15 protein-coding genes are annotated in these 13041 nt (G+C 60.6%); 3 read left to right on the top strand and 12 right to left on the bottom strand.

Annotated features, from left to right (window positions below; genetic code table 11):
* Positions 1-4: 4 nt before the first annotated feature.
* On the bottom strand, positions 5-1564 hold the full coding sequence (gene lnt, locus B7Y43_RS10915; RefSeq protein WP_374131821.1) for an apolipoprotein N-acyltransferase: 1560 nt from the start codon (positions 1562-1564) through the stop codon (positions 5-7).
* Positions 1565-1609: 45 nt separating this feature from the next.
* On the opposite strand from lnt, the gene B7Y43_RS10910 reads away from it, so the two are divergent.
* On the top strand, positions 1610-2029 hold the full coding sequence (locus tag B7Y43_RS10910) for a VOC family protein (RefSeq protein ID WP_374131680.1): 420 nt from the start codon (positions 1610-1612) through the stop codon (positions 2027-2029).
* 27 nt (positions 2030-2056) lie between these two features.
* On the opposite strand, the gene B7Y43_RS10905 is transcribed toward B7Y43_RS10910, so the two are convergent.
* From B7Y43_RS10905 to B7Y43_RS10875, 7 genes are all read right to left on the bottom strand, one after another.
* On the bottom strand, positions 2057-2488 hold the full coding sequence (locus B7Y43_RS10905; RefSeq protein ID WP_374131679.1) for a hypothetical protein: 432 nt from the start codon (positions 2486-2488) through the stop codon (positions 2057-2059).
* A gap of 212 nt (positions 2489-2700) precedes the next feature.
* Positions 2701-4029: a sorbosone dehydrogenase family protein gene (locus B7Y43_RS10900; protein WP_374131678.1), complete on the bottom strand. Its 1329-nt coding sequence runs from the start codon at positions 4027-4029 to the stop codon at positions 2701-2703.
* A 355-nt stretch (positions 4030-4384) separates the two neighbouring features.
* Complete coding sequence (locus B7Y43_RS10895) at positions 4385-5296, bottom strand: hemolysin family protein (protein ID WP_374131677.1); 912 nt, start codon at positions 5294-5296, stop codon at positions 4385-4387.
* Between the two features lie 9 nt (positions 5297-5305).
* Positions 5306-5824: an rRNA maturation RNAse YbeY gene (gene ybeY / locus B7Y43_RS10890; protein ID WP_374131676.1), complete on the bottom strand. Its 519-nt coding sequence runs from the start codon at positions 5822-5824 to the stop codon at positions 5306-5308.
* Positions 5824-6222 (bottom strand): type II toxin-antitoxin system VapC family toxin, encoded by a 399-nt coding sequence (locus B7Y43_RS10885; RefSeq protein ID WP_374131675.1) that lies wholly within the window; start codon positions 6220-6222, stop codon positions 5824-5826. Before B7Y43_RS10885 ends, ybeY begins: the two co-directional genes overlap by 1 nt.
* Complete coding sequence (locus B7Y43_RS10880; protein WP_374131674.1) at positions 6219-6476, bottom strand: type II toxin-antitoxin system VapB family antitoxin; 258 nt, start codon at positions 6474-6476, stop codon at positions 6219-6221. The genes B7Y43_RS10885 and B7Y43_RS10880 overlap by 4 nt, the downstream gene beginning before the upstream one ends.
* Positions 6477-6526: 50 nt before the next feature.
* Positions 6527-7525 (bottom strand): PhoH family protein, encoded by a 999-nt coding sequence (locus B7Y43_RS10875; RefSeq protein ID WP_374131673.1) that lies wholly within the window; start codon positions 7523-7525, stop codon positions 6527-6529.
* A 498-nt stretch (positions 7526-8023) separates the two neighbouring features.
* On the opposite strand from B7Y43_RS10875, the gene B7Y43_RS10870 reads away from it, so the two are divergent.
* Complete coding sequence (locus B7Y43_RS10870; protein ID WP_374131672.1) at positions 8024-8305, top strand: type II toxin-antitoxin system ParD family antitoxin; 282 nt, start codon at positions 8024-8026, stop codon at positions 8303-8305.
* 139 nt (positions 8306-8444) lie between these two features.
* On the top strand, positions 8445-8879 hold the full coding sequence (locus tag B7Y43_RS10865) for a hypothetical protein (protein WP_374131671.1): 435 nt from the start codon (positions 8445-8447) through the stop codon (positions 8877-8879).
* Positions 8880-9002: 123 nt separating this feature from the next.
* Here B7Y43_RS10865 and miaB read toward each other — a convergent pair whose 3' ends face one another.
* From miaB to B7Y43_RS10845, 4 genes are all read right to left on the bottom strand, one after another.
* Positions 9003-10325, bottom strand: coding sequence for a MiaB/RimO family radical SAM methylthiotransferase (gene miaB / locus B7Y43_RS10860; protein WP_374131820.1), 1323 nt, complete (start codon positions 10323-10325; stop codon positions 9003-9005).
* 814 nt (positions 10326-11139) lie between these two features.
* Positions 11140-11943 (bottom strand): 1-acyl-sn-glycerol-3-phosphate acyltransferase, encoded by an 804-nt coding sequence (locus B7Y43_RS10855; RefSeq protein ID WP_374131819.1) that lies wholly within the window; start codon positions 11941-11943, stop codon positions 11140-11142.
* A gap of 113 nt (positions 11944-12056) precedes the next feature.
* The gene (locus B7Y43_RS10850; RefSeq protein WP_374131670.1) at positions 12057-12479 is read right to left on the bottom strand and encodes a Fur family transcriptional regulator; all 423 of its coding nucleotides are present in this window, start codon (positions 12477-12479) and stop codon (positions 12057-12059) included.
* Positions 12480-12596: 117 nt separating this feature from the next.
* Positions 12597-12944: a MucR family transcriptional regulator gene (locus B7Y43_RS10845; RefSeq protein ID WP_374131669.1), complete on the bottom strand. Its 348-nt coding sequence runs from the start codon at positions 12942-12944 to the stop codon at positions 12597-12599.
* Between the last annotated feature and the right edge of the window lie 97 nt (positions 12945-13041).

The raw sequence follows: 13041 nt of genomic DNA, 5'->3' as shown, positions 1-13041 counted from the left end.
CGCCCTATCGCGCTCTTTGGCGAATGGCAACTGCCAGCACGAGCAAGCCCAAGGCAACCAACGCAGCCATTAGATTGCCAAGTCGGGCAAACAGCGTGGCGGGATGCCCCGGTGGGATCGGCAGCTCAATTGCGCCATCCCGGTCGGCGGGGATCGTGCCGAGCACGCGGCCGTCGGCATCGATAATCGCCGATACGCCGGTCGGTGTGGAGCGGATGATCGGCAGCCCCTCCTCAATTGCGCGCAACCGCGCCATGGCGAGATGCTCAACCGGGCCCCAGCGGCCATACCAGCTGTCGTTGGAGGGATTGAAGATGAAGGCCGGGCGATGGGCTTGGTCCACGGTCTGCCCCGAAAAGATGATCTCGTAGCAAATCTGCAGGCCGACCGGCCCGAAACCGGGCAAGTCGATGGTCGCCGCCCCTGGTCCAGGCTGGAAATCAAAGTCACCGGGCACCAGCCGCGAAAGACCAAGGGCCGACATGATCGGACGGGCGGGCAGATATTCGCCCCAGGGGACCAGATGCGCCTTGTCGTACCGGCCAAGCACCTGAGCATTGGCACCGATCGCGAAGACTGAATTGGTGCCGCTGGCCAATTCTCCCTGTGCGTCGAATTGCAGGCTGTTGCCCCCGGTCATGACGATATCGCGCGGGCCGAGCTGGCCGGCGATTCGGGCAAGCGTGACCTCAGGCCTGCCCTTCCAATAATATTGGCTGGGGTAACCCTGCTCGACAAAGAAGCGCAACGCCGCCTCGGGCCAAACGATCAGCCGCGGGGCGGGGCCGGGTGTGCCGATATGCCGCTCGATCGCGGCGAGATTGGCTTCGGGATAATCGTCGCGCGGGCGCTCTTCCTGATCGAGATTGGGCTGAATAACCCGGATGCGGGGTGCATTTGGATCCGCCGTCAGTTGCGGGGACCGAACCAGTAGCCCGCCCACAGAAAGCAAGGCAGCCGCCGCCAATACGGGGGCAGCAAAGCGCCATTGGCGCGCCGCCAGCAGCACCAGCGCGCCAGCCACCACAATTGTTAGCCCCGATAGTGCGTAGGTGCCGACCAACGTCGCCAGCCAGGCCATACCCGGCACCGGCAGCCAGATCACGCCCAGCGGGTTCCACGGATAGCCCGTCAACATCGTGCCGCGCAGCCATTCCGTCGCGATCCAGGCCGCCCCGGCGACCAGCGCAAAGCTGCCGCCGACGGGCGTTGTCTGATCGCCGGTGGCGCGCGGGCTGGCCAGCCGCCACATCAGTCCAGCCGCCAGCATCGGATAGATCGCCAGATAGGCCGCGAGGATCGTCACGGCCGGGTAGCCGAGCCAGGCCGGCATTGCATCCTGCAGCGTGAAGGCGCGGGCGATCCAGTTGTTGCCGATCGTGAAATGGGCAATGCCAAACAGCCAGCCGCGCCACAGCGCGGTGCGCAGCGTCGGTGCATCATGCACCAGCCATAGCCAGGCGGCGAAACAGGCCAAGGTGATTGGCCAGAGCTGCAATGGGGCAAAGCCAGTCGCGGCAACGGCACCAAGCAGGAGCGACAACAGGGCGGGGCGCTGATTCACCCATTGGCTATCGCGTGGAACGCCGGGATTTGCTAGCAGGATTGCATGATCCGGCCTTTTCATCTCGCCTTTCCTGTCCATGATCTCACTGCTGCACGCGCGTTTTATGGCGATATGCTTGGGTGTCCCGAAGGGCGCTCATCGGATCAATGGATCGATTTCGATCTGTTCGGTCATCAGATCGTCGCCCATCTTGATCCGAAGGCAAAACCCGTTGCCGTGGTCAATCCCGTTGACGGCCATGCGGTGCCGGTGCCGCATTTTGGCGTGGTGCTGACGATGGACGATTGGCAGGCGTTGGCGGATCGCGTGGCAAGGGCGCAGGTGCCGTTCGGTATTGCCCCCCATATCCGCTTTGCCGGCCAACCCGGCGAGCAAGCGACGATGTTTTTTCAGGATCCAAGCGGTAATGCTTTGGAATTCAAAGCCTTTGCTGATGATTCAATGATTTTCGCGACGAGCTGAAGCTTGGTTGCACCGCGCCACGCAATATCAGTCGTCGTGAATCTCGATAACGCCAATTCGGGCGAGCTGTTCGGCAGTCTTGGTGAATTCGGCGAGCAAGGGGGCGAGCATCGGCCCGAGCCCGAGTAAGTCGATCACGCCTGCCGGTGGGGTGACGCCGCCGCGACAATCCTCGATCAGCAGCCCGCGTTCGATCATCTTTTCGACCTGCCGACGAACAGTCTCACGCGGGAGGCCAGTGGCAGACGCGATGGCGTTGCGGGAGATCGGCACCACCCATTCGCGCGGCAGAATCGACGTGGCGGTAAATTGGTCGGGAATGGTGCGCTCGCGCATCAATTTCTGCACATTGGCGACACAGACGGTCAGATAAATCAGCAATTCACTGGGGGAAATCGGCACGGTGCCCGATGTGAAAGCGCGTTCTGTTGACAGAAAGAGATTGGCAATACCGAACATGGCGACCCGCCAATTTGCCTCCATTTTTTGAGGATTTGTGGCGATCCGCACGGTCATGGTGTGGCGATGTTCCTCCCCGAAATCACCGTGCCCGGCGATCGTCAGCTGATACCCATTATGGGTCTATCGCCGTTTGATAACCCATCGAGCCGCAATCGGGCAAATGAAATGACAACGTTGCCACGCCGATACGGCAAGATTGGCAAATGGCGCTATGAACCGCTGACGCGCCAGATCACATTGCCGACATCGTCGGCGACCAGCAGGCTGCCCGTGCGATCCAGAGCCACACCCACGGGGCGGCCCTGCGCATCGCCATTTTTGTCCAGAAAGCCCGTCAGCACATCAATCGGCTTGGTTCCTTTCACGGGAAAACCATCGGGCGCAAAGGGGACATAAATGACCTTATATCCGGACACGGGCACCCGGTTCCAACTGCCATGCTGGCCGATAAAGGCACCGCTGGCAAAACGGTCGCCCAGGGTTGCGCCATTGGCAAAGCTCAGGCCGAGCGACGCCGTGTGCGGTCCCAGCGCATAATCGGGGCGCTTTGAATATTCGAGCAGATCGGGCCGTTCGGGCTGCACCCGCTTGTCGGTATACCCGCCCCAATAACTATACGGCCAGCCAAAGAAATCGCCGAGACCGACGGCTGTCAGATAATCTGGCGCAAGATCCGATCCAAGCATGTCGCGCTCATTCACGGTGGTCCAAAGTCGGCCGCTTTGCGGTTCAATGGCTAGTCCCTGCGGGTTACGCAGCCCGGCACCAAATACCCGGAATGTCTTGGTTGCCGGGTCGACTTCAAGGATGTTCGCGCGGTTCACCTCGATATCGAGGCCATTTTCGGCGATATTGCTCGATGAGCCGACAGCGACATACAGCGTCTTGCCATCTGGGCTGGCGATGACATTGCGCGCCCAGTGATTGCCGCCACCGGGGTAGCGCACCACGGTTTCAGGCTTGGCGGTGATCTTTGTCTGTCCAGTCACATAGGGCACGCGGACCAGCGCATCGGTGTTGGCGATGTATAATTGGTCCCCGACCAGGACCATGCCCAATGGTGAATTGAGCCCGCCGATCAGCACCGTGCGAACATCGGCAATGCCATCGCCGGTCATGTCGCGCAGCAGGGTGATGCGGTTGGCAGAAGGAACGCCAGCGCCCGCTTTGCCCAACAGCCATTTCATCACGAGATTGGTGATGCTGAACCCGGCTTTGCGCGGCGGCGAATTGGTTTCGGCAACCAGAATGTCGCCATTGGGCAGCTGATAGATCCAGCGCGGGTGATCCAGACCCTTGGCGAACGCCGCGACCTTCAGGCCCACCGCGGGCACCGGGGTAGCCCCATTTTGCCAGCCGACCACATCGGCGACCCTGATCGTCGGGATGGTCTGGACCCGCGGGGCGGAGATTGTCGGGCGGGGACCCTGCAAAGCGGCGATCGGCAGCTGGGCTTGATCAGGCTGCGTTGCCCAGAACCAGAATCCGCCGCCGAGCACGGCGAAAATGGCGAGAAGGATGAGGATATGTTTGCGCATGGAGCCCTAGGTAAGCGGCATCGGCAAATCGGGAAAGGGGCAAGCGAGGCAAGGACGAAATAAGTGGCCGCCGGCGAAGGGGGGGGGTGCCGACGGCCATATCAATCAGCCCGACTATGATCGGAGACGAGCGAAGGGGGGACGGCGCTTGTCTTTAGCGTGCTGATTGAAGCCTAAATATGTAATTGTCGCATTAACTATTCAGAAACAAATCATGCACTGTGCTGCATTATTCCCAATCATAGCATCTCTTTTTGATTCTGGCAAAAGGAGATTAAAACGAATTTTGTCGCCTGATCGATAATTATGCACGGCAAATGCCAAGTTTTATTTTGTTGCGCGCAACCACGCTTGCTCAATCACTGTCGATAGCGGCGTTGATCGGCGGGTGTAGTCGCAACCGCTGAATACGTTTGGTATCGGCCTCCGTCACCTCAAGTCGCCAGCCACTGGGATGGGTAATACACACTCCCGCTTCTGGTACATGTCCGATCAATACGGCGGCAAGGCCGCCAATTGTGTCGATATCGTCATCGGTTTCAGCCAGCCGTGGGTCGATTGTCTCAGCAACATCTTCCAGTTCGGCACGTCCATCGGCGTCCCAGGCACCGCCGTCGATCGGGATCAGCAATTGTTGTGGTGCTTCGTCATGCTCATCTTCGATATCGCCGACGATTTCCTCGATCAAATCTTCGATCGTCACCAGTCCTTCGGTGCCGAAATATTCGTCGAGCACGATCGCCAGATGCACGCGTTTCTGCCGCATATCAGCGAGCAGATCGAGCGTCCCGCGCGACATCGGCACAAAGAGGGGCTGACGAATTAGCCCGGCGATGGAGGCGGGGTGCGGCGCACCGGTGGCCAGAATGTTGAAGACGTCCTTGATATGGATCATCCCGATGATTGTATCGAGCTGTTCGCGATATACCGGCAGGCGGCTGTGCCCCGCTTCAGCGAACAAGGTCACCAGATCGGCAAAGCTGGTCTGTTCCTCCACCGCCAGGATGTCCGCGCGCGGGACCCCGACATCGCCCGCGTCGCGTTCGCCGAAATGGAGCAGGTTGCGCACCATCTGGCGTTCGAGCGGGGAAAGATCGCCGCGCGCATCGGGGGCAGGATCATCCTCATGCGCATCGATCGCTTCTTCAAGCTGGGCGCGGAGCGAGTCATCAGCGGGTTCACCGAAGATGAAGGTGCGGAAGGAGCGCCATAAGCTGCCTTCGGGGGAGCCGGCATTGCCGGTCTCGGTACTGGGGCCGTCGGCCATTGGGGTTGGTTAGTCCTCGCTAGCGTGATCATTCAAATAGGGATCGGCAATGCCGAGCGCGGCCAGCACATCGCGTTCGATCTGCTCCATCGCCTCGGCCTCTGCCTGCCCCTGGTGATCATATCCTAGCAGATGCAGCGTCCCGTGCACGATCAAATGCGTTGCGTGGTCTTGCAGGGTGATGCCCTCGTCCTTGGCCTCCGATTCGCAGACGCCGTAAGCGAGGACGATATCGCCGAGCAGGACCTCTCCGTCATCGGTATTGGCGACCGTGTCCAGCAGGTCTGGCGCGATCATCGGGAAGGACAGGACATTGGTTGGCTTGTCCTTGTGGCGGTAGTCGCGGTTGAGCGCTTGCACCTCGGCATTGTCGGTGAGGCGGATGGAGATTTCGACCGTCGCCGCCGCGTCGGCCAGCGTGCCATAGGTAGTCGCGTTCAGCGCGGCGGTCGTGGCGCGGGTGGCGAGCGATTCCCAGTCGGTCGCTTCGGGCCAGACGGGTTCGGTGGAGAGGGCGATCTCAAGCATCAGGCGAGATCGGTGTGCATAAAATCATTGCCCTTATAGAGCAACCGCGCATGGTTGGCCTTGGCGCAAGCGTAGGCGAAGCAATCGCCCATATTGAGTTGGGCGGGATGGCCAGTGCCCTTACCAAAGCGTGCAAAGGCGTCCAGGGCAAGATCGCTTTCGACCCGCCCGATCGAGACAAGATTTAAACGGTTTTCAGCGGCAAAATCTTGAACCATGGCGTTTGCCGCTTCCGGTGACTTTTTCAATCTGACGCGCACCCCTGCGGTGGATTCCCACTGCGAAACAGGCGACCAAAGCCGTAGATCGGCGGCGTCGAGCGTATCTGCCAATGTCTCCCAGCCAGGTTCATTCCCGACGATGGCGACGATTACCGACGCATCTACAAACGTCTTCACAAGCCGCCCGATAGATCATCGTAGAATGCCTTGTTCGGGATCGAGCCCATTTCCTGTGGCAGAGGGTGGCGTTTCCAGAAATCGGTCATGCGCTCACGCAATGGGCGATCATCGGCTCTTTCACTCGTTTCGCCGCGATCGAGTTCATGGCGGAGGGCCAGTTTAACGGCTGCCGTTTTGGTCATACCGCGTCGAGTCGCCAGTTCCTCGGCGAGCGCATTGGCTTCCTGATCCTTGATGTAGAGCGATGCCATTGTTTTTCGTCCGTTGGGATATCCTTTTATAGTTCAGGATATCCCTTTCTTCAACCATCCTTCCCCTCATACGCCTCAACGATCCGCCCGACAATCGGATGCCGCACCACATCGCCCGCGCCGAAGCGGCAGATCGACAGGCCATCGACGCCGTCGAGCCGCCCGACCGCATCGTTCAGACCGCTCGCGTTCATGCCACCGGGCAAGTCGGTCTGCTTGGGATCGCCGCAAACGACCATGCGGCTATTCTCGCCAAAGCGGGTGAGGAACATCTTCATCTGCGCGGGCGTGGTATTCTGCGCTTCGTCGAGGATGATGAACGCGTCCGCCAGCGTGCGCCCGCGCATGAAGGCGATCGGCGCGATCTCGATTTCGCCCGATGCGATGCGTCGCTCGACCTGTTCGGCGGGCAGGCAATCGTTGAGCGCGTCGTACAGCGGGCGAAGGTACGGATCGACCTTCTCCTTCATGTCGCCGGGCAGGAAGCCGAGCTTTTCGCCCGCCTCCACCGCCGGGCGCGACAGGATCAGCCGCTGGACGCTGCCGGTGATGAGCTGCGCGACGGCCTGGGCGACCGCGATATAGGTCTTGCCGGTGCCCGCTGGCCCGAGCGCGAAGATGATGTCGTTATTGAGCAATTCGCGCATATAATGCGCCTGCGCCACGGTGCGGGGCACGATGGTTTTCTTGCGCGTGCGGATCATGATCGAGGGCGGGGCAGAGGCCTCCGCGCTGATGATGCCGTGGAGCGTGGGTTCGGCGGACATCGCGATCACCGCCTCGATCAGCCCGGTATCGACAATCTCGCCGCGCACGATCCGGTTGTAGAGCCCGTTGAGCACGTCGCGGGCCGATGCCACCGCTTCTGCCGTCCCCTCAAGCCCCACCTTGTTGCCCCGCGCGGTAATGTACACGCCGAGTCGGTTTTCGAGCAGCAACAGGTTCTTGTCGAACTCGCCAAACAGCTGCGGCATCAGCTGCGGCCGGTCGAAGGTCAGCTCGGCGCGGCTGCGATCACCGGATTGCGCGGGGACAGGCTTGCGGCTCATGCGATTCCTTCGCGAGAGAGGAGGCTTAAGGTGCTGAGTGTGCGGGTAGGGTGAGATCGTTGCGGGCCGATGACGCGACCGCTGCGGCGAGAATCGCCGGGGGTCGCGTGGGAAGGGCGGGCGTGCTGCATCCGTGGGGGAGTTTGGCAGATCGGGCGCGGGGTGGACAGGGGGAAAGTGCACTATTCAAGCCCCTCCCCTTCAGGAGTGCTGGCGCAGTCTCGTCCCCCGGACGGGACCAAGAGCGCCAAAACTGGGTTGGGGTAGGGGCTTTCCCCAAGCGCTGACTCGGTGAGACTGACAGCCCCCACCCCCATCCCCTCCCCTGAAGGGGAGGGGTGAATGGGTCTTTCAGCAATCCTTGCATTTCCGGGATTCTTCGGGTCGCGACAACGGAATTGGGAGCATTGAAATGCTATCAATCTGCTATGAGCGCGCTAAATTACATCAATAGTATGATAATCGCATCTCGTTGAACCAGTTTGATGGAGGCCAACGATGGCAACCGTCCGCAAGACCATCACCGTTTCCGTCCAGCAGGACGCGTGGATCGCGGCGCAGATCGAGGCTGGCCGCTACACCAATGACAGCGAAGCAATCCGCGACCTGATCCGCCGTGAGCAGGAACGGACTTTTGAGATTGAAAGCATTAGGGAGGCGCTCGACGCATCGATTGCGCGCGGGCTCGATGATGCAGCGGTGGGGCGTACTCAACCTGCCGATGCGGTGTTCGACCGGCTTGAGGCGAAGTATCGAGGCTTGGCAGGCGCCGCTGAATGATCGTCGTCCTGACGGCGGCGGCGGCAGTTAGATAACGTGTCTCCGAAACTGGTAGATTGTTGTACTGTCTTTAATTAGATTGTATTGGACTTAAATACCTTCGAAAGATTTCGAGATGAATTTAATATCGAAATGCGTCATGTATGTTGGATTTGATGATCCCCAGTTTCACCTCCACTCAAATCGCTGCGACTATTTTTCGCTAGGTGACGAAAACGGGAGTGATGTTTGGTTAGAAGGTCAGATCGTTATTGGAGAGTCAGGGCCAGAGTTCATTTTTAATGGCAGACTCTTTTGTAAAAATGGCGGTCAAGCAACAGTAATAGATAGTTTTCCGAGAGCAGATCCGCCGACTGGTTGGACTAAGCAACCATATCTAGATGGATCTGGATACACACTTATTGACGCCAACGGAGAAATTGTCTTTGGGTTCCGCGTTGATGCTAATGTTTGCCCAGTAGAGGTCGGTTTGCACAAAGCGGATGGGTCGTTTGCTGCGGGTCCCGGGCAAGGGGGACTAGTTGTTAACATTGCTCCAGCAATGATCGGACGCGACGGTATAGTCTTCGCATGAAACAGCTCTCCGCTTTAGTAGTCGCGACGACTATGGTGATCCGCTATTCCGCCGCGAGCGTAAGGGACGGACTTTTCGTGTCGCCGTTAAGACCCTTTACAATTCCGGGGTGACAGCAGTGGTTTAGGTTAGGCTCGGAGCGTTCCGCCGCTCCCCCATCACCGAATTCGCGCCGGCCTCGACAATCCCAACCTCCACCAAGTCGCCAATCGCGGCATCCCCTAAAAGGTGCACCGATTGCAGCCACGGGCTCTTGCCGATCAGCTGGCCTTCCAGCTTGCCCTTGCGCTCCAGCAGCACCGCACACCGCCGCCCGACGCTCGCCGCGTTGAACGCGGCCTGATCGCGGTTGAGGGCGGCTTGGAGTCGTTGCAGGCGCTCGTCCATGACGTCCGGCGCAATCTGGTCGGCCATGGTGGCGGCGGGGGTGCCGGGGCGGGGGCTGTATTTGAAGCTGTACGCCTGGGCATAGCCGACCGCGTCGACCAGGCTGAGCGTCTCGGCGAAGTCCGCTTCGGTCTCGCCGGGGAAGCCGACGATGAAATCGCCCGACAGCGCGATATCGGGGCGGGCTTCGCGCACCCGGTCCAACAGTCGCAGATAGCCGTCGCGCGAGTGGCTGCGGTTCATGGCTTTCAGGATACGGTCGCTGCCCGATTGCACGGGCAGATGCAGAAACGGCATTAGCTTGCCCACGTAGCGGTGCGCGGCGATCAGGCCGTCGGCCATGTCGTTGGGGTGGCTGGTGGTGTAGCGGATGCGGGCAAGGCCGGTGATGCGGTCGAGCGCCGCGATCAGGTCGTGCAGGCCCTTTCCGTCATCGTCCCACGCGTTCACATTCTGGCCGAGCAGCGTGATTTCCTTGGCGCCCGCGTCGACCAGCGCCTTGGCCTCATCGACGATTGCCGCGAACGGGCGGCTGACTTCGGCGCCGCGCGTGTAGGGGACAACGCAATAGGTGCAGAATTTATCGCACCCTTCCTGCACCGTCAGGAACGCGCTGGGCGGCACGCGGCGGCGGGCGGGGAGGTAGCCGAACTTCATGTCGACGGGCATGTCGGTGTCAAGCGCCGCCTCGCCCCGGCTCGCGCGGGCGACCAGATCGGGCAGGTTGTGATAGGCCTGTGGGCCGACGACGACGTCGACCTTGGCGCGGCGGACGATCTCCTGCCCTTCCGCCTGCGCAACGCAGCCCGCGACCGCGATCATCGGGTTGCCGCCTAGTTTCCCGGATTCCTTCCGGATGCGGCCGATGTCCGAATAGACCTTGTCGGTGGCGCGCTCGCGGATGTGGCAGGTGTTGAGGATGACGAGATCGGCGGCGAACTGGTCGTCGGTCGCGGTCAGGCCTTGCGCGGCCATCAGCTCGCCCATCCGATCGCCATCATAGACGTTCATCTGGCAGCCAAAGGATTTGACGTGAAAGGTTTTGGGGGGCGCGTTCATCGCGGCGGCTATAGCGGGGCAGGGCGGGCGCGACAAATGTCGGTTCGGGTTTGCGGAGAGGACGCCCGTTTCCAAGATTTCTGCCCGGCCTCTGCGTGAACCCTTTTGGCGGGCGTGGAGAAGGAAGATTTGTTCGCGCGGAGGCGCAGAGACGCGGAGAAGAAGGAGGAGGGTGTTGATTGGGGTGATGGTGCCGACAGGTTCTCGACGGGTGATTTGGGGCGCTTCGCGCATTGATTGCGTTACATCTCAGCGTCTCCGCGCCTCCGCGTGAACCCTTTTGGCGGGCGTGAAGGGGGGAAGAATTTGTTCGCGCGGAGGCGCAGAGACGCGGAGAAGAAGGAGGAGGGTGTTGATTGGGGTGATGGGGCCGACAGGTTCTCGACGGGTGATTTGGGGCGCTTCGCGCATTGATTGCGTCACATCTCCGCGTCTCCGCGCCTCCGCGTGAACCTTTTTGGCGGGCGTGAAGGGGGGAAGAATTTGTTCGCGCGGAGGCGCAGAGACGCGGAGAAGAAGGAAGAGCGTGTTGATTGGGGTGATGGTGCCGACAGGTTCTTGACGGGTGATTTGGGGCGCTTCGCGCATTGATTGCGTTACATCTCAGCGTCTCCGCGTGAACCCCTTTGGCGGGCGTGGAGGCGGCAAGAATTTGTTCGCGCGGAGGCGCAGAGACGCGGAGAAGAAGGAAGAGCGTGTTGATTGGGGTGAGGGTGCCGACAGTTCTTCTGCGGGTGATTTGGGGCGCTTCGCGCAGTCGGCGCGCAACACCTCTGCGTCTCTGCGCCTCTGCGCGAACCAATCTACCTCGCGGCTATAGCGTTCCCCCGGCAGCTTTCTCACCCGCCGCTTCCTTTTCCCACCAATCATGCCCTCTGAACGGCAGCAGCGGCGCGCCGACTTGCGCGGCCAAGGCGGCTTCGATCCGGCGGCGGCTTTCGGCGGCGATGGCCTTGCGCCCAGGGTAATCGCGCGGGTGAAAGGGTTCGAGAAACTCGACCATCACCTTGAAGCTGCCCTTGCGCGACAGGACCCGAACAGCATTGTCCTTGCCGCTTTCGCTGCCCAGCCAGGCGATCTCATAGCCGGTATCGCCGCCATACCAGAGCAGCACGGGCTGGACCATTACGCCGGGCGGTGGCGGTTCGAGCACTTTCAGCATTGGCGTCTTGAAGGGCAGCAGCGACTGACCATCGGTGGTGGTGCCTTCGGGAAAGACCGTGATCGACCAATTGTCGGTCAACGCATCGCGGAGCCGGTTGATCTGGTCGGCGACCCCCAGCCGGTCTTCGCGTTCGACAAACACGGTACGATTCATCTTGGCGAGCACGCCGACCACCGGTGCTTTCGCCAGTTCCGCCTTGGCGACGAAAGCAGTGCCGCTTGCGCTGGAGATCGCCAGAATATCGACCCAGCTGACATGATTGGCGATGTAGAAAACATCGCGCTTGAGCGGCACGCCCCTGATGCCGACGCGCGCGCCGCAGATCCGGGCGGCGGTCGTCATGAACAGCCGTGGCCAGGGCGAGGACAGCCGAAGCAGCTGAAAAAGATAATGTGCCGGGATCGAGATCGCCGCGATCAGCGCCAGCCCCAAAATGCGCCAGCCAAGCCGCATCCAGCCAATGACGGGAACAGGGCTTGGGTGCCCCGCCGCCGCTGCCTCACGCGCCGGGGTGGTGCTGGTGGCCAGCATCGCCGCAGCCGGCGGGTCGCTCGCAGGGGTCAAGTCTAGACCTTGCGGTCCAGAGCGACCCCGTAAAGCTCCATGCGGTGGTCGACGAGCCTGAAGCCAAGCCGTTCGGCGATCTGCTTTTGCAATTGTTCGAGTTCGGGATCGACGAATTCGATCACCCGGCCGGTTTCGACATCGATCAGATGATCGTGATGCGATTCAGGGGCCGGTTCATAGCGGGCGCGGCCATCACCAAAGTCATGCCGATCCAGGATGCCGGCCTCTTCGAACAGGCGCACGGTGCGATAAACGGTGGCGATCGAAATGCCGGGATCGATGGCGGAGGCGCGCTCATAGACTTTTTCGACATCGGGATGGTCTTCCGCATCCGAAAGCACACGCGCGATGATGCGGCGCTGCTCGGTGATCCGCAGCCCCTTTTCGTTGCACAGCGCTTCAAGGTCGATTTTTCGCGCCATCCGCTCGTCTTTGTTTCCTGCTAGCCAATGGTCAGCGGTGTAGCGGCAATGGGCGCTGGGGGAAAGTGCCCCTCCCGCAATGGGGAGGGGCATGTCGACGCAAAGGCGATATCAGCCTTAGCGCGCGATCTTGCGACGCTTGGTACCGAGGCCAATTTTCTTGGCCAATGTGCGGCGCTGTTCAGCATAGTTGGGCGCGACCATCGGATAATCGGCCGGCAAATTCCACTTGGTCCGATATTGCTCTGGCGTCATCTGATAATGCGTCATCAGGTGGCGCTTGAGCATTTTCAACTTCTTGCCGTCTTCCAGACAGGTGATGTAATCTGGCTTGATCGACGAGCGGATAGAGACTGCTGGTACCGGCAGATCGGAAACAGCGACGCTATTATTGCTTACATGAGCGGCAACGATGTCCGCCGTGAGCGTTATCAGCGTTTCCTGAACTTCGGTGTGGGTGTCCATTATGGTCCTTTCGATACTAAGCGGAGCCATACACTGGCTTCACCCGGCTCATATCGGCTCAAATAAGTCAATGCGCAAGCAACAATTTACATGAAAC

The sequence above is a fragment of the Sphingomonas sp. 28-62-20 genome (assembly GCF_002281505.1).
The sequence above is the reverse complement of the archived record's forward strand: the minus strand, read 5'-3'. Positions and strand labels throughout refer to the sequence as shown.